This window comes from Caulobacter sp. Root1455, from assembly GCF_001426905.1.
In the GTDB taxonomy this organism is placed as follows: Bacteria; Pseudomonadota; Alphaproteobacteria; order Caulobacterales; family Caulobacteraceae; genus Caulobacter.
Genome location: NZ_LMFQ01000020.1, coordinates 324,567 through 342,979 on the forward strand (window position 1 = coordinate 324,567; position 18,413 = coordinate 342,979).

Here is an 18,413-nt window from a genome sequence, read left to right on the forward strand (position 1 = left end):
GCGAAACCACCTGTCGGTCGCCCGACCACTTGTACGTTTCAAGGTTCGTGAATGAATATCGTTGTCGCCGCCGGCATCCTGGTCACCCTCGTGACCGGTATTCCCGTGCTTATTCAGCTGCTGCGGGGCCATCCGCGCGGCCTGATCATCTGCTTCCTGGCCGAGATGTGGGAGCGCTTTTCCTACTACGGCATGCGCGGGCTGCTGATCTTCTATCTGACGCAGCATTTCCTGTTCGACCCCAAGGTCGCCAGCGGCCACTACGGCTCCTACACCTCGCTGGTCTATATCGTGCCGCTGCTCGGCGGCTTCCTGGCCGACCGTTACCTGGGCACCCGCAAGGCCGTGGCCTTCGGCGCCATCCTGCTGGTGGCGGGACACCTGGCCATGGCGGTCGAGGGCCGTCCGGCGACCCAGACGCTGACCTACGCCAACCAGACCTACGAGTTCCAGGTCGAGGGCCGCGGCGAGGCCCGCGTCGCCCGGATCGTCGTGGACGACAAGCCCTATGAGGTCGCCGCCAACGACAAGGGCGACTTCGAGATCAAGAACCTGCCAGCCCAGGCCGCCTTGCCCGCCGTCCTGGCCAAGGGCCAGTACAAGCTGGGCGTGAAGGACCGCGATCCGCTGTACCTGAACATCTTCTGGCTGGCCCTGTCGCTGATCATCGTCGGGGTGGGCTTCATGAAGGCCAATGTCGCCACCCTGGTGGGCCAGCTCTATCCGCAGGGCGACCCGCGCCGCGATCCGGGCTTCACCCTCTACTACTACGGCATCAACCTGGGTTCGTTCTGGGCGGCCATCCTCTGCGGCCTGCTGGGCGTCAACCTGGGCTGGGCGGCGGGCTTCGGCATGGCCGGGATCGGCATGCTGGCCGGCTTCGTCATCTTCGTGCTGGGCAAGCCCTGGCTGCTGGGCAAGGGCGAGCCGCCGGAAATGGGCAAGCTGAAGGCCCCGGTGCTGGGCCCGATCAATCGCGAGGGCCTGATCTACGCCGCCTCGCTGGGCGTGGTCGGACTGATCTTCTTCCTGGTTCAATTCACCCCCGTGGTGAACGTCACCCTGATCGCCGGCATGTTCGGCTCGCTGGGCTACATCCTGTGGTTCGCCTTCGCCAAGTGCGAGAAGGTCGAGCGCGAGCGGCTGCTGCTGGCCACGGTGCTGGTGCTGGGCGCGGTGGTGTTCTGGACCCTGTTCGAGCAGGCCGGCTCGTCGCTGAACCTGTTCGCGGCGACCAACGTCAACCTGGTCCTGCTGTCGCATCCGGTTCAGTGGTTCGGCGGCGCGGTCGTGCTGGGCGCGCCCGAGCAACTGGCCGCGGCGGGCTGGAGCACGTCCGGCAAGCTGTGGGTCAACACCTCGTTCAACGCCGCCCAGACCCAGGCGATCAACGCCGGCTGGATCCTGATTTTCGCCCCCGTCTTCGCAGCCCTCTGGACTGTCCTCGGCAAACGTGGCCGCAATCCGGGCCCGATGATCAAGTTCGGCCTGTCGCTGATCCAGGTCGGCGCGGGCTTCCTGATCCTGCTGCTCGGCGCCCACTTCGCCGACGGCGCGTTCCGCATGCCGCTGATCTTCCTGGTCGTCATGTACATGCTGCACACCTCGGGCGAGATGTTCATGTCGCCGGTCGGCCTGTCGCAGATGACCAAGCTGTCGCCGCTGTCGATCGTCTCGTTCGTGATGGCGGTCTGGTACATGGCGCTGGCCATGGCCAACCTGTTCGGCAGCTGGATCGCGGCGATCGCCTCGTCCGAGACCATCGGCGGCCAGGTGCTGGATCCGGGCGCGGCCATGATCCAGTCGCTGCTGGTGTTCAAGATCATCGGCCTGATCTCGATCGGCATCGGCGTGCTGTTCCTGGCCCTGTCGCCGATCCTCAAGAAATGGTCGCACGGCTCGGACGACACCAACCCCGAGCCGGCCGCTGGGCCGGCCTCGATCGCCCCCTAACGACGAAGGCCCCGGAGTGATCCGGGGCCTTTTTCAAGCCCGACGCCCAAGCTCCAAGTTGACGCGAAATGTTCGCCAGCGCACGCTAGGGTCGACTTCAGCGGCGCGAAGCCGCCGTCTCGGGAGGGCGTCATGGGAACCACCTACACCATCTTCGGCGCGGGGCCGGCGGGCCTCTACACGGCCTGGCGGCTGATCACCGGCGGCAAGGCCGTGGCGGGCGACAGCGTCGAGCTGATCGAGTGGGGCGACTACGCCTTCGACGGTCCGGGCTCGGGCACCCGCCTGCCGGCCGGACGGATCGTGACCCATTTCTGCGACGACGACCCGACCCAGTCCTATGTCGAGGCCGGCGGCATGCGGTTCATCGAGTGGGACGGGACCCAGGGCCACCAGCTGGTCACCCTGACGATCAACATGCTGGGCCTGACGCCCAAGGTGGTGCCGTTCAACACCACCACCGACCCGCTGCTCTATCTGCGCGGCGAGCACATCTACCAGAAGAACCTGGCCACCCAGAACGCGCCCTACAACACGCCGGGCAACAACGCCGCCCCGGCCGCGACGCTGTTCGCCAACATCTCCAACCTGATCACCGGCGTCCCGGCCCCCTCGACCCGCACGGCCCAGTGCGCCTTCTATGGCGACGGGACCCTGCCCTCGACCTTCAACTCGTTCGTCTATGCGCCGGGCTCGACCGCGGGCAACATCGGCTACTGGAACATCTTCTACGACCAGGCCGGCAACGAGGGCTACGAATACGCCTCCGACGCCGGCGGCTACACGTCCAACGTCATCAACTGGAACGCCGCCAACGCCGCGGTCTACAACAGCGAGTTCGCGCCCGGCGGCCAGTTCAAGACCGTGCAGGGCGGCTATTCCCAGGTCTTCGTCCAGCTGTTCCAGCAGACCCGGACCGCGGCCCAGGCGGCCGGCGTCGCGTTCTCGCTGCAGGCCAATACGCGGTTGCACTCGGTTTGGCTGGCCGACGGCGTGATAAGCTACCGCCTGGCCAGCGCCGCCGACCCGTTCAAGGGCGGGGCGACCCTGACCACGCCCAACGCCTTCCTGGCCATGCCGCCGGCCTCGCTGGACCTGGTGGCCGAGGCCACGCGCTACGCCGACCTGCCGGAGGGCACGCTGGACGTCATGAACGCCCGGCCGGTGCAGCTCTATATGGACGGGGTGATCCGCCAGCCTTCGATGCGGGTGATGCTGTTCTTCGACAGCCCCTGGTGGCTGGACTGCCCCTATCCGCCGGACCTGACCAGCGACGGCCTGCCCAACACGTTCGGCCCGACCATCACCGACCTGCCCCTGCGCCAGGTCTACTATTTTGGCGACAACAGCGACGGCAATCCCAACCCGGTCTACGGCGTGCTCGCCTCGTACGACGACATGCAATACGTGCAGTTCTGGCAGGAGCTGGAGCTTCACGTCGACGAGCGCCGCACCATTCCGCTGGAAGAGGACTACCAGGTCCTGCACGCGCCGGCGCCGGCCAACGAGACCATGATCCGCATGGTGCTGCTGGAGCTGGCCAAGGTGCACTACGGCAGCCCCGACGACGCCTACAAGATCCCGTATCCGGTCTCGGCGGTGTACAACGACTTCTCGTTCAACCCGTTCGGAGCCGGCTACCACGCCTGGGCGGCGCACTACGACATCTGCGACGTGATGCAGCGGATTCGCCAGCCCACCGGCCTGGTGGACGGCGCCCCGGCCGCCAACCTGTTCATCATCGGCGAGGCCTATTCCAATGACCAGGCCTGGGTGGAGGGGGCGTTCTGCACGGCGGAGTCGGTGCTGGTCGACTACTACGGCATGACCACAATCGCCGACACGACCAACTATCCGCTGATCTGCGCCTGCCCCTAGAGCCGCGCCAACCTAGGGACGTCGCGGCTTCTGGGAGTGGGGGTGCCAGTCCTTGGGCGCCAGTTCGAAGCCGTCGAAATCGAACCCCGGGGCGACGGTGCAGCCGACCAGGGTCCAGGCTCCGAGGCTGGCCGCGGTCTGCCACCAGCCGGTCGGCACCACGATCTGCGGGCGGGCGCCGGCTCGCAGGTCGGGACCCAGGATGTGGCTGGCCGCGGCCTGGCCGTCGGGGGGCGACAGGGTGAGCGACAGGGGCGCGCCCGCGTAATAGTGCCAGACCTCCACCGCGTCGATCTTGTGCCAGGCCGACCGCTCCTCGGCCTGCAGCATGTAGTAGATCGCGGTCGAGGACGGGCGGCCCTCTTCGGCGGGCATGTCCTTGAAGGTCTGCCGGTACCACCCGCCCTCGGGGTGCGGCTGCAGGTCCAGCAGGCGAATGATCTCGTTGCCGCTCAGGTCGTTGGAGATTTCCGACAACATGCTCACCCCTTGAAGCTGTCCTTGGCGGCGCGAATCTCGCCGAACGCCTCCGCGGGCGCCAGATGGGGACGCAGGAGGGGCGCGCGCAAGAACGGATTTGTCGCCTTTTCCAGGCCGATGGTGGTCGGCACGGTCGGTTCGCCGCGCTCGCGGGCGGCGAACACGGCCTCCGCGCGATCCTTGAGCGCCGGGTCGTCGTCCACCGACAGGGCGAAGCGGGCGTTCGAGGCGGTGTACTCGTGGGCGCAATAGACGGTGGTGTCGTCGGGCAGGGCGGCCAGCTTGGACAGCGAGCCCCACATCTGTTCGGCCGTGCCCTCGAACAATCGGCCGCAGCCCAGGGCGAACAGGGTGTCGCCGACGAAGGCGATATGATCCTGGGCGTCGTGATAGGCGATGTGCCCCAGGGTGTGGCCGCCGGTGTCGATCACCGCCAGGGGCGTGTCGCCCAGCATCACCGTGTCGCCCTGGCCGACGGCGCGGTCCAGCGGCGCGATGCGGGTCACCTCCGGCGGGCCGACGATCGTCGCCCCGGTCGCCGCCTGCACGGCCGCGTTGCCGCCGGCGTGGTCCGGGTGCCAGTGGGTGTTGAGGATCAGGTCCAGTTTCCAGCCCAGCTTGGCCAACTGCGCCAGGATGGCGTCGGCGTCGGGCGTGTCGATCGTCGCCGTGGTTCCGGTGGCGTCGTCGCGCACGAGAAAGCCGTAATTGTCCGACAGGCAGGCGAACTGGTGGACGGTCAGCGACATGCTCTCGACTCCGAACTAGGGGCAGCCATGCTCTTTAGTGTTGGGCGTGACGCGAAGGGCGGGCCCGCCTACATAGATGAAGCGATCGATCGGGAGACTCAATGCGCCGCGACGTGCTCGATCTCAGAGCCTTCTACGCCAGTCCGCTCGGACGCGCGGCCCGCGAGATGCTGGGCCGCAAGGTCGAGGAGGCCTGGGGCGACGCGCGCGGGCTGGACGTCCTTGGCCTGGGCTACGCCACGCCCTTCCTGGAGAAGGCCCGCACCCAGGCCCGCCGGGCGGTGGCGGCCATGCCGGCCACCCAGGGCGTCGAGGTCTGGCCCAGCGGCGGCGCCAACGCCGCGACGCTGGTCGAAGAGACCGCCCTGCCGTTCGCCAACGCCATGTTCGACCGCATCCTGGCCGTCCACGCCCTGGAGGAGGCCGACGACCCGGCCGCGGTCCTGCGCGAGATCTGGCGGGTCATGGCGCCCTCGGGCCGGCTGATCGTCGCCGTGGCCTCGCGCGACGGCCTGTGGGCCGGGGCCGAGAGCACGCCCTTCGGCCACGGCCGGCCGTTCAGCCGCCATCAGCTGGAGGCCCTGCTGCGCGAGGCGGACCTGGAGCCCGCCGGCTGGACGAGAGCCCTCTACGCCCCGCCCATGCCGGTGGCGGCCCGCTGGGCCGAAGGGTTCGAACAGGTGGGCGCCCGCCTGTGGCCGCGTTTCGCCGGCCTGATCCTGATGGAGGCGGTCAAGCAAACCTTCGCGGTCAAGCCGCGCGGCAGCCGTGAACGGGTGCGGGTGTTCGCGCCCGGCGTGCTTTCGCCCTCGCCGGGCGGTCCGGCGCCTGTTCGAAAGGCGCCGCGTAATCTAAATGCCGCAAAGCCCTTGGAGCCATCGATTCCCGGGCCTAGCCTCAGGTCGTAGAATAAGCCGTCGTCAGCGGGAGCCGCGCCATGAAGATGATCGTCGCCGTAATCAAGCCCAGTCGTCTGGACGCCGTGCTTGAGGCGGTCACCGAGGCGGGCGCCTCGGGTCTGACGGTCACCGAGGTGCGCGGCTATGGCCGACAGAAGGGCAAGACGGAGGTCTACCGCGGCGCCGAGTACGAGGTGAAGCTGCTGCCCAAGGTCAAGCTGGAGATCGCCGTGGCCAACGACGTGGTCGAGCCGGTGGTCGAGGCCCTGCAGCGCACCGCCAACACCGGCAAGATCGGCGACGGCAAGGTGTTCGTCATGGACCTGGAACAGGCCCTGCGCATCCGCACCGGCGAACGCGACGCCGCGGCGATCGCGGGCTAGCCCCTACCCCTACCCCTCCAGCTCCCGAAGGTCCCGTCCGCGCGTCTCGGTCCCGAACCATGAGACCAGCGCCAGGGCGAGCGCCAGCGGCGCGATGATCATCAGGGCGGCGATCTTCAGGGGCGGCACCGCCGCCAGGATGCCCAGAAGTTGGGCGATCAGCCCGCCCGACTTGCTGCACGCCGCCACCCAGCCGGTGGCCCGGCCGCGAATCCGCAGCGGGAAGCTCTCGGCCGTATAGGGCAGCAGGATGGCCAGCAGGCCGTTGGTGCCGATGATCATCAGGGCGACCGGCAGCACCGGGCTGACGCCGGGGCCGATGGTCAGCACCCCGGCCACGCCCAGGGCGCTGATCGCGATGGTCGTCGCCAGCGCCCACTTGGTGCTCCAGCGGCTGTAGAGGAAGGCGCAGACGAAGACGGTCGGAAAGGCGATCAGGGCCGACTTGGCCAGCAGCTGGCTTGAGACGCCGACGCTGTGGCCCTCGGCGACCAGCTCGGCCGGCAGCCACAGCAGCAGGCCGAAATTGACCAGGCCCCAGGCCACCGCCGCGATGCTCAGCGCCACCGTCTTGCCGATGAAGCGCCGCTCGACCGGCGGCGGCGTCAGGACGTGATGATGATCCTCGGGGTTGTCGGCCTTCTCGCGGACCACCGAGCCAAACCGCTTCATCACCGCGTGGGCGGCGTCGGTTCGGCCGATCGTGACCAGGAACTTGGCCGATTCCGGGATCGCGCCGGACAGGGCGATCAGGATCAGGCCGGTCGGCAGGTTGAGGAACCACATGATCCGCCAGCCGAACTCCGGCTGCAGCCAGGCCGAACAGCCGGACGAGGCCAGGTAGCCGCCCACCGCGCCCAGCCCGCCGACCAGCACGAGGGCCCAGCCGCGATGCTTGGAGGGCATGGTCTCGGCCAGAAGGGCGTAGACCACCGGCAGCAGCCCTCCGGCCGCCGCGCCCATCATGAAGCACATGATCACGTTCCACCAGAAATCGGGCATGGCGCCGCAGATCGAGGTGCCGACGAACATCACCGCCGACAGCAGGATCGAGGCCCGCCGCCCGAAGACGTCGGCCAGGGCGCCCCAGATGATCGATCCGGTCACCGTGCCGGTCAGGGCGGCGAAGGGCAGCCAGGCGACCATGGCCTTGCTGACCCCGTATTCCTTGATCATGCCGGGCACCACGAAGCCCAGGCTGGCCGGCTTCATGATGTCGATGATCAGGGCCACGACCAGCACCAGCATCAACCTCCAGTGGGCCAGTCCCAGCGGGGCGTCCTCCGGCGGGGTGACCTCGATCGTGTGCTCCAGGTGGTGGTCGATCCCGCGCCGAGGCAGCAGGCCCCAGCCCGCCAAGGCGCAGCCGGGCGGAATGATCAGCATGCCCACGGTCATGCCCAGGTCCATCTTCATCCCGGACAGCTGGTAGCCGATGTCGGCGCCCATCAGGTACATCGGCACGTGCAGGACGACGCCCGTGGTGACCACCAGGCAGCCCAGCCAGAAGGCCCACAGGCGCTGGCGGTCGGCGAGGACGTGGTGGGCGGGCGTCTGGGTTGTCATGGGCGTCCAACAAACATGCGGGAGACTTCTATCCAAGCGGAGCCATAACATGGGTCCGCGCGTTGACGAATTTCCATGGCACAAGGGGCGATATGGCCGACGACGCATCCTCGCTGACTTCCGTTACGCTGCTCCGACCGGGCGCCACCTGCTGGCGCGTGGAGCAGGCCGACCGGCTGGCGCTGTTCATCGACAACGACGAGGCGTTCGACGCCCTGAAGGCCATCCTGTTGTCGGCCAGGAAGTCGATCTGGATCCTGGCCTGGGTGTTCGACCCGCTGACCCGACTGGACCCCGATCGGGTCAGGAAGAGCCGCGACCCGGCCCATGTCGACCGCATCGGCCTGTTGCTGCGCCGGCAGGCGGCGCTGAACCCGGCGCTGGACGTGCGGATCCTGGTCTGGGACATGCCGTTCCCGATCGCCGCCTCGCAGCTGTTCGGCCCGCATCGCGGCCAGGTGTTCTTCACCGGCTCGCGGGTCAAGTACCACCTGGACAACACCCTGCCGGCCAGCGCCTGCCATCACCAGAAGGTGGTCGTGGTCGACGGCTCGGTGGCCCTGGTCAGCGGCGGCGACATCGGCGTCGACCGCTGGGACACCACCCAGCACCTGGACAACGACCCGCGACGTCGCCTTCCCACGGGCCATCATTATCCTGCTCGCCACGAAGTGGCGGCCCTGGTCGACGGCAAGGCGGCCGAGGCCCTGGGCGACCTGTTCATCGCCCGCTGGAACCGTTCGACCGGCGAGGCGCTTGAGCGGTCGGAAAAGCCCGAGGAGACGCCCTGGCCGGACTATCTGGTCCCCGACCTGCGCAACGCGCCCGTCGGCGTCTGCCGCACCCAGCCGGCCTGGAAGAGCGATCCGGAGATCAACGAGTCGATGCTGATGCACCTGGCCAGCATCAGGTCGGCCAAGCGCCTGATCTATCTGGAGAACCAGTACCTGACCTCGCCGATCATCGTCGAAGCCCTGGCCGATCGCCTGGCCGAGCCGGACGGCCCCGAGGTGGTGACCGTGGGGCCGGCTCAAAGCCCTAGCTATTTCGACCAGATGACCATGGACAGCGCCCGCACCTCGGCGATCAATCGCCTACGCGAGGTCGACGCCCACGGCCGCTTCTCGGCCTTCAGCGCCCGCACGCCCAAAGGGGGGGCGATCATCGTCCATTCCAAGGTGACGATCATCGACGACCGCTTGCTGCGGCTGGGCTCGGCCAACCTCAACAACCGCTCGATCGGGCTCGACACCGAATGCGACATCGCCTTCGAGGGAACCGACGAGACCAGCCGCGCCGCGATTCGCGCCTTCCTGGGACGGCTGATCGGCCACTTCCTCGACCACGAGACCGAGCACGTGCTCGAGACCTACGATCGCCTGGGCGGCCTGGCGGCGACGATCAACGAACTGGATCGCAAGGGCGGGGCGCCGCGCCGCCTGGCCCCGGTGCCGATCAAGGCGCTGACCGGCGTGCAGCAGTTCATCGCCGACTGGAGCCTGGGCGACGCCATCTCGCCCATCGACGCCTGGCGGCCCTGGGGCCGCCGCAAGCGCCTCAAGCGCGAGCTGCACCGCCTGATGGACGGTCATCAGTCGCCGCTGCTGCCGGGTCACCTGCAGGACTGATCTCCAGGTCGATCACCAGCGGCAGATGGTCCGAGGCGGTCCGCGCCAGGGCGCCGTAGGGCGAGCGCACCCCCACCGTCTCCACGCCCTTGGTCAGGAAGACGTGGTCGATGCGCATGAACGGGAAGTTCGAGGGGAAGGTCGCGGTCGGCGTCCGGGTCCAGGACGCGCTCCGGGTCTGAGCGTCGCGCAGGACGGTCTTCAGCAAGCGGTAGGTGGCCGAATAGGGCGTGGCGTTGAAGTCGCCCAGCAGGATGCCCGGAGCCTTCCAGTCCTCGTGCGCCATCCATTGTTCGCCCAGCAAGGCCGCGGCCTGACGCTTCTGCTCCTGGGGCACCAGGCCCAGGTGGGTGTTGATGATCTGCACGGGCGTGCCGCCGACGTCGACGGTGACCCAGATCGCGCCGCGCGGCTCCAGGCCAGGAATGAGCGGATACAGCGGCAGGCCGCCGGCCCTGACCTTGCGCTCGGGCAGGGCGGTCAGGATGGCGTCGCCGTAGAGCTCTTCCTCCACCGCCATGGCCGGATGGAAGTGCGAGCGCATCTTCAGCAGCTCGGCCAGGCGGTGAGCCTGGTCCACGCCCTTGGTGCGGGCCCGGCGGACGTCCAGCTCCTGAAGCGCCACCACGTCGGCGTTTTCCGCAGCGATGACCTCGGCCACCCGCTCGACATCGAGCTTGCGGTCCGTGCCCACGCAACGGTGGACATTGTAGGTCATGAGACGAAGCTTCATCCGTCGAAGAGATCGCCTGAAGGCGCTGGAGGTTCCGCCGATGACAAAGGCTGGGCGGGCTCGGGATTGCGGCTGAGCATGAACAGGCAGGTTTCCGCCCGCCAGTTCTCGAGGGCCTTGGTCGGGTCGATCTGCCGGGCCGGACCCTTGCCCGCGAAGGCGGCGCAGGCGTCGATGCGGACGCCGAGGTCCTCGGTCAGGGCCAGGAAGTCGGCCAGGGTGCACAGGTGGATGTTGGGCGTCGCCCACCAGGGCAGGGGCAGGGCCTCGGTCTCGGGCATCCGCCCGCGATGCAGCAGCGACCAGCGCACGCGCCAGTGGCCGAAATTCGGGAACGACACCACGGCCCGGTCGGCGATCCGCAGCAGCTCGTCCAGCACGTGACGCGGCCGGCGCGTGGCCTGCAGGGTCTGGGACAGCACCGCGTAGTCGAAGGTGCGGTCGGGGAAGTGGTCCAGGTCCTGGTCGGCGTCGCCCTGCACCACCGACAGGCCGCGCGACATGCAGGCGGCCACGCCCTCGGCGCTGATCTCCAGCCCCCGGCCGTCGACCTGCTTTTCCTTCGTCAGCAGGTCCAGCAGCACGCCCTCGCCGCAGCCGACATCCAGCACGCGGGAGCCCGGACGGACAAGGCGCAGGATCTCCTTGAAGTCTTCGCGGATCATCAAGCTCCTCCCCCCATGGGGGAGGTGTCGGCGCAGCCGACGGAGGGGGGAGTGATCGGCAGGTGATCGGAACCCGGATCGACGATCCGAAGACTCCCCCCACCGGCCTTCGGCCGCCTCCCCCACAGGGGGAGGGCCTGGTTCACGCGAACCATCACAGTCCTCTTTCCCGTTCCACCGAGCTCAGGAAGCCCTGCAGCGCCGCGTCCATCACCGGCTCGTCCAGCAGGAAGGCGTCGTGGCCCTTGTCGCTCTCGATCTCGACGAAGGCCGCGCGGCAGCCGGCGGCGGTCAGGGCGCGGACGATGTGGCGGTTCTCGGCGGTCGGATAGAGCCAGTCGCTGGTGAACGACAGCACGCAGAAGCGCACGTGGCGCGCCTTGGCGAAGGCCTGGGCCAGCACCCCGCCATGGCTGGCGGCCAGGTCGAAATAGTCCATCGCCCGGGTGATGTAGAGGTAGGAGTTGGCGTCGAAGCGGTCGACGAAAGTCGCCCCCTGGTGGCGCAGGTAGCTCTCCACCTGGAAGTCGGCGTCGAAGCCCCAGGACAGGCCGTCGCGCTGCAGTTCGCGGCCGAACTTCCGCTGCAGGGCCGGTTCGGACAGATAGGTGATGTGGGCGGCCATCCGCGCGACGGCCAGGCCCTTTTCCGGACGCGACTTGCCCTGGGCGTAGGCCCCGGCCTTCCAGTCGGGGTCGGCCATGATCGCCTGGCGGCCCACCTCGTGGAAGGCGATGTTCTGGGCCGAGTGGCGCGAGGCCGAGGCGACGATCACCGCGCTGAACAGCTTGTCCGGGTAGTCGGCCGCCCACTGCTGGACCTGCATGCCGCCCATCGAGCCGCCGACCACGGCCAGCAGGGTTTCCACCCCCAGCGCTTCGACGAGCATGGCCTGGCCGCGCACCATGTCGGCGATGGTGATCACCGGGAAGGTCAGGCCGTAGGGCTGGCCGGTGGCCGGGTTGATCGAAGCCGGGCCGGTCGAGCCCATGCAGCCGCCGACCACGTTCGAGCAGATGATGAAGTGCTTGGCCGGGTCGATCGGCTTGCCCGGGCCGACCAGACGGGTCCACCAGCCGGGTTTGCCGCTGACCGGGTGGGTTCCGGCCACATGCTGGTCGCCGGTCAGGGCGTGGCAGATCAGGATGGCGTTCGTGCCGTCCGGGTTCAGCGTGCCCCAGGTGCGGTAGGCGATCTCCAGGTTTTCCAGATGAGCGCCGGAGTCGAGCCGCAAGGGCTGGTGGGGCGGGAACCGCCAGGTTCCGCCCTCCGACAGCACAGCCCCGGCGAAATCGAGATTTGCCATGCCCGCCTTGGACCGCTTGGCGCCTTCCGTGTCAACCGCGCGCTTCCGGAGCGCTCCGGTGAAGGCTATGGAGGATCATGGACCGACTGATCCTCATGCGCCACGGCAAGGCCGAGCAGCACGCCGCTTCGGGCGGCGATTTCGAACGCGCCCTGGCGCCGCGCGGCCAGAACGACGCCGCCCTGATGGGCAAGGTCCTGGCCAAGGCGGGCCTGTCGCCTGACCTCGCCCTGGTCTCCTCGGCCCGCCGCACCCGGGAGACCTGGGAGGCGGCCGCGCCGGCCTTTTCCAAGGCGCGGGTCGAGACCCGCCGCGATCTCTATCACGCCGAGCCCCAGGACGTGCTGGCGGCGATTCGCGACGACGCGCCCGATACCGGAACCGTCATGGTCGTGGGCCACAATCCCGGCCTGCACGAACTGGCCCTGCGCCTGGCCATGGGCGGCCCGGCCGACCCCGCCAAGCTGGCCCAGCTGCGCGGCAAGTTTCCCACCGCGACCGTCGCGGTGTTTTCGATCGATCCCGACGGAGCCCCGACCTTGAGCCACCTGTTCTATGCTTCGGAAAACGGCGGGCACGGCGGCGAATGAGCAAGATCTACAAGATCCTTCCAAAAGCCGAGTGGGACGCCGCCCGCGCCGCGGGGGCCTTCGCCGGTTCGGCGGTCGATCTGGCCGACGGCTTCATCCACTTCTCCGGTCCGGACACCGCTCAGCGAACCGCCGAGCTCTACTTCAAGGACCAGGCCGGCCTGATGCTGCTGACCGTAGAGGCCGACGACCTGGGCGAGGCCCTGAAATGGGAGGCCTCGCGCGGCGGGGCCCTGTTTCCGCACCTGTTCCGCGACCTGAACGCGGACGAGGTGATCGCCGAGCGGGCGCTCGAACTCGACGCCGACGGCGTGCCGATGCTGGGCGAGCTTGCCGCATGAGCCTTCACGACATCGCCTCGCGCGCCCTGCACGCGCTCGACCCCGAGGACGCCCACGGCTGGGCGATCAAGGGCCTGAAGATGGGTTTGGGTCCGCGCCAGATGGACGTCGACGACCCCATCCTGGCCTGCACGGTCGCAGGCTTGCCGTTGTCCAACTGCGTGGGCCTGGCCGCCGGCTTCGACAAGAACGCCGAGGTCCCCGCCGCCATGTCCCAGGCCGGCTTCGGCTTCGTCGAATGCGGCACCGTCACGCCCCTCGCCCAGGCCGGCAATCCGCGCCCGCGCCTCTTCCGGCTGACCGAAGACCAGGCGGTGATCAACCGCATGGGCTTCAACAATGAGGGCCTGGAGCCGTTCGCCGCTCGCCTGTCGGCCCTGAAAGCCCGGCGGGCTGGGGGCGTGGTCGTCGGCGCCAACATCGGGGCCAACAAGGACGCCACGGACCGGATCGCCGATTATGTCACCGGCCTGACGCGGCTGTGGGGCCTGTCGGACTACTTCACCGTCAACATCTCCTCGCCCAATACGCCCGGCCTGCGCGCCCTGCAGACCAAGGCGGCGCTGGAGGAGCTGCTGGGCAGGATCGCCGAGGCGCGCGGTCTGCTGAAGGCGGCCGGCACGGTCGACTATCCGATCTTCCTGAAGGTCGCGCCCGACCTGGAGGACGGCGAGGTCGAGGCCATTGTCGAGACGGTCACGGCCAACGGCCTGAACGGCGTCATCGTCAGCAACACCACCATCGCCCGCCCCGCCGACCTGGTCTCGCCCCACAAGGGCGAAGGCGGCGGTCTTTCCGGCAAGCCGCTGCTGAGCGCCTCCACCGCCATGCTGGCCCGCTTCCACGCGGCCAACCGCGGACATCTGGCGCTGATCGGCGCGGGCGGGATCGCCAGCGGGGCCGACGCCCTGGCCAAGATCCGCGCCGGAGCCTGCGCCGTGCAGCTCTATTCGGCCCTGGTCTATGGCGGGCCGGGCCTGGTCCAGCGGATCAAGACCGACCTGGCCGCCCGGCTGCGCGCCGAGGGCTTCGCCTCGGTGACCGACGCGGTCGGCGCGGGATGACGCCCGACACCACCCTGGCCTGGCTGCGGCGCTTCGGGCCGTTGGCCGCTTTGCTTATCCTGCTGGTCGTGGCCCTGGCCACCGGCCTGGCGGGCAAGCTGAACCTCGAGACCCTGCAGGCCCAGGGCCAGGCCTTGCAGGACTACGCCGCGGTGAACCCGCTGAAGACCGCCGCGATCTACATCCTGCTCTATGTCGCCACCGTCTCGATCTCGCTGCCCGGCGCGCTGATCCTGTCCCTGACCGGCGGCTTCCTGTTCGGACCGATCGGCGGCGGGGCGGCGGCGGTGACCGGCGCGACCGGCGGCTCGACCGTGGTCTATCTGGTCAGCCGGTCGGCCTTCGGCAACTTCCTGCGCCGCAAGCCCGGCGCCTTGCTGGCCCGGGTCGAGGAGGGGTTCAAGGCCGACGCCTTCTCCTATCTTCTGACCCTGCGCCTGATTCCGGCCTTTCCCCTGCTGCTGGTCAACGTCGCCTCGGGCCTGATGAACATCCCCGTGCGCACCTACCTCTTGGCCTCGTTCCTGGGGATGATCCCCAGCTCGTTCGTCTATGCCGGCATCGGCGCGGGCCTGGGCCATATCTTCGCCAGCGGCGAGCCGGTGACGATGCACACCCTGTTCTCGCCGCGCATCTATCTGCCGATCGCGGCGATGGGCGCCCTGGCTCTCTTGCCGCCGCTATGGCGCTATTGGCGACGCCGACGCGTTGCCGAAGCCCCAGACCTGAAGTAACCCAGACAGATGACCGAGCCGGTCACGCCGTCCGTTCCGGAAAAAGCCAAGCCAGGGCGTCGCTTCCCATGGCCCGGCGGCCTGTCGGCGCGTCTGCTGCTGCTCACCGCACTGTTCGTGGCCCTGGCCGGCGCCGTCATCCTGCCCCCCGCCCTGGCCTATTTCGAGGAGCAGTGGCTGCTGGACCGCGTGCGAGCCGCCGAACTGGCCTCGACCATCGCCGACGCCGATCCCGAGCGGCGGGTGACCGACAAGGTCTCCCAGCAGCTGCTGGACCAGGCCGGGGTGGTGATCGTGGCGCTGGAGGTCGACGGCGCCCGCCGCCTTGTCCTGCCGTCCGAACCGCGCGGCCTGAAGATCAAGCCGCCCTATCTGGTCGATCTGCGCCGCCAGAACCCCGGCTCGTGGCTGGCCGCCCCGTTCTTCACGCTGAAGAGCGCGCCGGGCAGCATGGTGCGGGTGATGGCCGAGCCGCGCTTCCGCCAGGAGGCCGAGTTCGTCGAGATCGTCCTGCCTGACGCCCAGCTGAAGGCGCAGTTGGTCGCCACCCTGGGGCGCCTGGCCGCCGTGACGCTGTTCGTGGCGGGCCTGGCCGGCGGGTTGATCTATCTGTCGCTGAACTTCCTGCTGGTGCGGCCCATGCAACGCATCACCCAGGCCATGGAGCGGTTCCGCGCCGATCCCGAGGATCCGGCCGCCCGGGTCGTGGTCTCGCGTCGCCGCGACGAGATCGGCCGGGCCGAGCGCGAGCTGGACATGATGCAGTCCGACCTGATCACCGCCCTGCAGGCCAAGGCCCGCCTGGCGGCCCTGGGCGAGGCGGTGGCCAAGATCAATCACGACCTGCGCAACATGCTGACCAGCGCCCAGATGGCGTCCGACCGCCTGGCCGCCCTGGGCGATCCCAAGGTGGCCCAGGCCCTGCCGCGCCTGGAACGCGCCCTGGACCGCGCCATCACCCTGGCCAGCGACGTGATGGCCTACGGCAAATCCAAGGAGCCGGCCCCGGCCTTGCGCACCACGCCGTTGCGCGCCGCCCTCGACATGGCCGCCGAGGACGCCGGCCTGCTGCCCTCCGGCGTGGCCCTGGAGACCGTGATCGACAGCCGTGAGCAGGTGATCGCCGATCCGGACCAGCTGCACCGCATCCTCACCAACCTGCTGCGCAACGCCCGCGAGGCCATCGAGGGCGCGCCCGACCGGGGCGGCAAGGGCCGGGTGTTCGTCGAGCTGCGCCGGGCCGAGGGCATGAGCGTCCTGCGGCTGTCCGACGACGGTCCGGGCGTGCCGGAGAAGGCGCGCAACAATCTGTTCCAGCCGTTCGTGGGCTCGGTGCGGCGCGGCGGCACGGGTCTTGGCCTAGCCATCGCCCGCGAGCTGGCCCAGGGCCACGGCGGCGACCTAGCCCTGGTCGAGACCGGACCGGGCGGTTCGGTGTTCGACCTGACGCTGGCGGGGACGCCCGAGCCGCTGCCGGAAGCGCCGCCCGAGCCGGTGAAGCCCAAGGCCAAGTCCAAGCCCTAGGCATCTAGATCACCGCTCATCCCGGCGAATGCCGGGGATGAGCGGATGTAAGAACTACAGCCCCTTCGCAACCCCCTCGCGTCGGGGATCGGCCCCGCCTTCCAGAACCCCGCCCGGCCGCACGATCACGCCGTGCAGGCCTGAGTTCTCGTTCTGGCCGGTCCTCAGCGCCACGCCCCGCGCCTGCAGGGCCGCGGTCATCTGCGGACCGAACTTCTCGACGTCGCCCGAGAAGCTGTCGCCGCGCGCCACCAGGTTGGGCAAGGCCACGGCCTGCTGCATCGTCAGGCCCCAGTCGAACACCCCGACCATGGCCTTCAGATTATAGGACAGGATCGCCGAGCCGCCGGGCGAGCCCAGCGCGGCCAGGAACTTGCCGTCCTTGTCGAGGACGACGATCGGGACCATCGACGAACGCGGCCGCTTGCCGCCGGCCACCGCGTTGGCGGCCGGCGCGCCGTCGCCGTCATGCGGGTCGAAGTTGAAGTCGGTCAGCTGGTTGTTGAGGAAGAAGCCGCCGACCATCCGGCCCGAGCCGAACACGCTCTCGACCGTGGTGGTCATCGACACCACGTTGCCCATCGGATCGACGATGACCATGTGGGTCGTGCCCGCCGGCTCCTGGGTCTTGTCGGGGCCGACGACCGGCGCGCCCTTGGGCTGGCCGAAGCTCGGGGCCGGACCGGCGGTCTGCCCGATCAGCTTGGCGCGCTCGGCGACATAGGCCGGGTCCAGCAGGCCTTCGACGGGCACCTTCACGAACGAGGGGTCGCCGACATAGCGGTCGCGGTCGGCGTACATCACCCGTTCGGCCTGCGCCAACAGGGTCCAGGCGACCGGATCGTTCGGCCCGCGCTGGGCGATGTCGGTGTGCTCCAGCATCATCAGGGCCTGGATCACCGCCACCCCGCTCGACTGCGGATTGGGCACGCAGACGGTGTAGACCTTCCACGGCCGGCACAGGGCGTCGGCCGAGCGCGGCTTGTAGGCCTTCAGGTCCGCCAGGGTCATGGCGGAGGCCAGTTCGCCCTGGTGCAGCCGGTCGACGATCTTCTGGGCCAACGGGCCCTCGTAGAGGGCGCTGGGACCCTTGCTGGCCAGGCCGCGCAGGGTGGCGGCGTAGGCCGGATTCCTCAGCGTGTCGCCGGCCTGGTAACGCTGGCCGTTCGGCTTGGTGAAATAGGCGACCGCGTCGGGCGCCTGGCCCTGCGGGATGCGGGTGCTGTTGATCATGCCCGCCAGGCGCGGGCTGACCGTGAAGCCGTTGTCGGCCAGGCCCTCGGCGTCCTTGAACAACGTGCTCCAGGCGGCCTTGCCGTGCTCCTTCTGGGCCTGGGCCAGCATGCCCACGGCCCCCGGCACGCCCGTCGAGCGACCTGAAAGAACGGCGGCCACGAAGCTCAGCGGCTTGCCGTCGGGACCCATGAACAGCTGCGGGGTCGCCCCTTGCGGCGCCTTCTCGCGGCCGTCATAGGCGGTCACCTTGCCGGTCTTGGCGTCGTAGAACATCAGGAACGAACCGCCGCCCAGGCCCGAGCTCTGCGGCTCGACCAGGCCCAGCACGGCCTGCACCGCCACGGCCGCGTCCACCGCCGTGCCGCCGTCGCGCAGCACGCGCAGGCCGGCCTCCACCGCCAGCGGATTGGCCGCCGCCACCATGCCGCTCGGCTTGTAGGCCGCCGCCGCAACCGCGGCCGGAGGTCGGGCCTCCGCCGAAAGCGGCGCGCAGCCGGCGAGCAGGGCGAGGAGCAGCGGAGCAATCAGGCGCATGGCGAACTTTCGACGAAGGACCCCGGTCATGGGAGGCTTGGCACGGAAACGGGGAGCTTGCCGTCGCGATCCCCGCTCGGCCAGACCCTCTTCCTCAAGAAGGGAGCGGAGCCTCGCGGGTCAAGGCCCGCAAGCCCTTCTCCACAAACT

General features: G+C 69.2%; 17 protein-coding genes. 10 read left to right on the plus strand and 7 right to left on the minus strand.

Annotated features, from left to right (window positions below):
• The first annotated feature begins 51 nt into the window (after nucleotides 1-51).
• Complete coding sequence (locus ASD21_RS10920; protein ID WP_056440520.1) at nucleotides 52-1,953, plus strand: peptide MFS transporter; 1,902 nt, start codon at nucleotides 52-54, stop codon at nucleotides 1,951-1,953.
• A gap of 132 nt (nucleotides 1,954-2,085) precedes the next feature.
• Nucleotides 2,086-3,831, plus strand: coding sequence for a flavin monoamine oxidase family protein (locus ASD21_RS10925; protein WP_056440522.1), 1,746 nt, complete (start codon nucleotides 2,086-2,088; stop codon nucleotides 3,829-3,831).
• Nucleotides 3,832-3,843: 12 nt separating this feature from the next.
• Here ASD21_RS10925 and ASD21_RS10930 read toward each other — a convergent pair whose 3' ends face one another.
• Nucleotides 3,844-4,311, minus strand: a complete 468-nt coding sequence (locus ASD21_RS10930; protein ID WP_056440524.1) for a cupin domain-containing protein — start codon at nucleotides 4,309-4,311, stop codon at nucleotides 3,844-3,846.
• A 2-nt stretch (nucleotides 4,312-4,313) separates the two neighbouring features.
• A complete protein-coding gene (gloB, locus tag ASD21_RS10935) occupies nucleotides 4,314-5,060 on the minus strand; it encodes a hydroxyacylglutathione hydrolase (protein ID WP_056440526.1) in 747 nt (248 codons plus the stop codon).
• Between the two features lie 101 nt (nucleotides 5,061-5,161).
• On the opposite strand from gloB, the gene ASD21_RS10940 reads away from it, so the two are divergent.
• Both ASD21_RS10940 and ASD21_RS10945 read left to right on the plus strand, forming a co-directional pair.
• Nucleotides 5,162-5,968 (plus strand): class I SAM-dependent methyltransferase, encoded by an 807-nt coding sequence (locus ASD21_RS10940; RefSeq protein ID WP_056440528.1) that lies wholly within the window; start codon nucleotides 5,162-5,164, stop codon nucleotides 5,966-5,968.
• A gap of 29 nt (nucleotides 5,969-5,997) precedes the next feature.
• Nucleotides 5,998-6,342: a P-II family nitrogen regulator gene (locus ASD21_RS10945; protein ID WP_012284474.1), complete on the plus strand. Its 345-nt coding sequence runs from the start codon at nucleotides 5,998-6,000 to the stop codon at nucleotides 6,340-6,342.
• Nucleotides 6,343-6,351: 9 nt separating this feature from the next.
• Here the strand turns inward: ASD21_RS10945 and ASD21_RS10950 are convergent, their stop codons facing one another.
• The gene (locus tag ASD21_RS10950) at nucleotides 6,352-7,908 is read right to left on the minus strand and encodes an MFS transporter (RefSeq protein ID WP_056440529.1); all 1,557 of its coding nucleotides are present in this window, start codon (nucleotides 7,906-7,908) and stop codon (nucleotides 6,352-6,354) included.
• A 92-nt stretch (nucleotides 7,909-8,000) separates the two neighbouring features.
• Here ASD21_RS10950 and ASD21_RS10955 point away from each other — a divergent pair, with 92 nt between their 5' ends.
• Nucleotides 8,001-9,536: a phospholipase D-like domain-containing protein gene (locus ASD21_RS10955; protein WP_056440531.1), complete on the plus strand. Its 1,536-nt coding sequence runs from the start codon at nucleotides 8,001-8,003 to the stop codon at nucleotides 9,534-9,536.
• Here ASD21_RS10955 and ASD21_RS10960 read toward each other — a convergent pair.
• From ASD21_RS10960 to metX, 3 genes are all read right to left on the minus strand, one after another.
• Nucleotides 9,466-10,269 carry an endonuclease/exonuclease/phosphatase family protein gene (locus tag ASD21_RS10960; RefSeq protein ID WP_056440533.1) on the minus strand — a complete coding sequence of 268 codons (804 nt, stop codon included), beginning with the start codon at nucleotides 10,267-10,269 and terminating at the stop codon, nucleotides 9,466-9,468. The two genes, ASD21_RS10955 and ASD21_RS10960, sit on opposite strands and share 71 nt — an antisense overlap.
• Nucleotides 10,266-10,934, minus strand: a complete 669-nt coding sequence (metW, locus tag ASD21_RS10965) for a methionine biosynthesis protein MetW (protein ID WP_056440534.1) — start codon at nucleotides 10,932-10,934, stop codon at nucleotides 10,266-10,268. The genes ASD21_RS10960 and metW overlap by 4 nt, the downstream gene beginning before the upstream one ends.
• 154 nt (nucleotides 10,935-11,088) lie before the next feature.
• Entirely contained in the window at nucleotides 11,089-12,240 is a 1,152-nt protein-coding gene (gene metX, locus ASD21_RS10970; protein WP_056440536.1) for a homoserine O-acetyltransferase MetX, read from the minus strand.
• A gap of 77 nt (nucleotides 12,241-12,317) precedes the next feature.
• On the opposite strand from metX, the gene ASD21_RS10975 reads away from it, so the two are divergent.
• The 5 genes from ASD21_RS10975 to ASD21_RS10995 are packed head-to-tail and all read left to right on the plus strand — an operon-like array spanning nucleotide 12,318 to nucleotide 16,493.
• Entirely contained in the window at nucleotides 12,318-12,830 is a 513-nt protein-coding gene (locus tag ASD21_RS10975) for a SixA phosphatase family protein (RefSeq protein ID WP_056440538.1), read from the plus strand.
• Entirely contained in the window at nucleotides 12,827-13,171 is a 345-nt protein-coding gene (locus tag ASD21_RS10980; RefSeq protein WP_056440540.1) for a DUF952 domain-containing protein, read from the plus strand. The genes ASD21_RS10975 and ASD21_RS10980 overlap by 4 nt, the downstream gene beginning before the upstream one ends.
• Nucleotides 13,168-14,235, plus strand: coding sequence for a quinone-dependent dihydroorotate dehydrogenase (locus tag ASD21_RS10985; protein ID WP_056440542.1), 1,068 nt, complete (start codon nucleotides 13,168-13,170; stop codon nucleotides 14,233-14,235). Before ASD21_RS10980 ends, ASD21_RS10985 begins: the two co-directional genes overlap by 4 nt.
• Nucleotides 14,232-14,969 carry a TVP38/TMEM64 family protein gene (locus ASD21_RS10990; protein WP_056440544.1) on the plus strand — a complete coding sequence of 246 codons (738 nt, stop codon included), beginning with the start codon at nucleotides 14,232-14,234 and terminating at the stop codon, nucleotides 14,967-14,969. The genes ASD21_RS10985 and ASD21_RS10990 overlap by 4 nt, the downstream gene beginning before the upstream one ends.
• A 9-nt stretch (nucleotides 14,970-14,978) precedes the next feature.
• Nucleotides 14,979-16,493 (plus strand): sensor histidine kinase, encoded by a 1,515-nt coding sequence (locus ASD21_RS10995; protein ID WP_056440546.1) that lies wholly within the window; start codon nucleotides 14,979-14,981, stop codon nucleotides 16,491-16,493.
• Between the two features lie 54 nt (nucleotides 16,494-16,547).
• Here the strand turns inward: ASD21_RS10995 and ggt are convergent, their stop codons facing one another.
• Nucleotides 16,548-18,293: a gamma-glutamyltransferase gene (gene ggt / locus ASD21_RS11000; RefSeq protein WP_442856962.1), complete on the minus strand. Its 1,746-nt coding sequence runs from the start codon at nucleotides 18,291-18,293 to the stop codon at nucleotides 16,548-16,550.
• Nucleotides 18,294-18,413 lie beyond the last annotated feature (120 nt).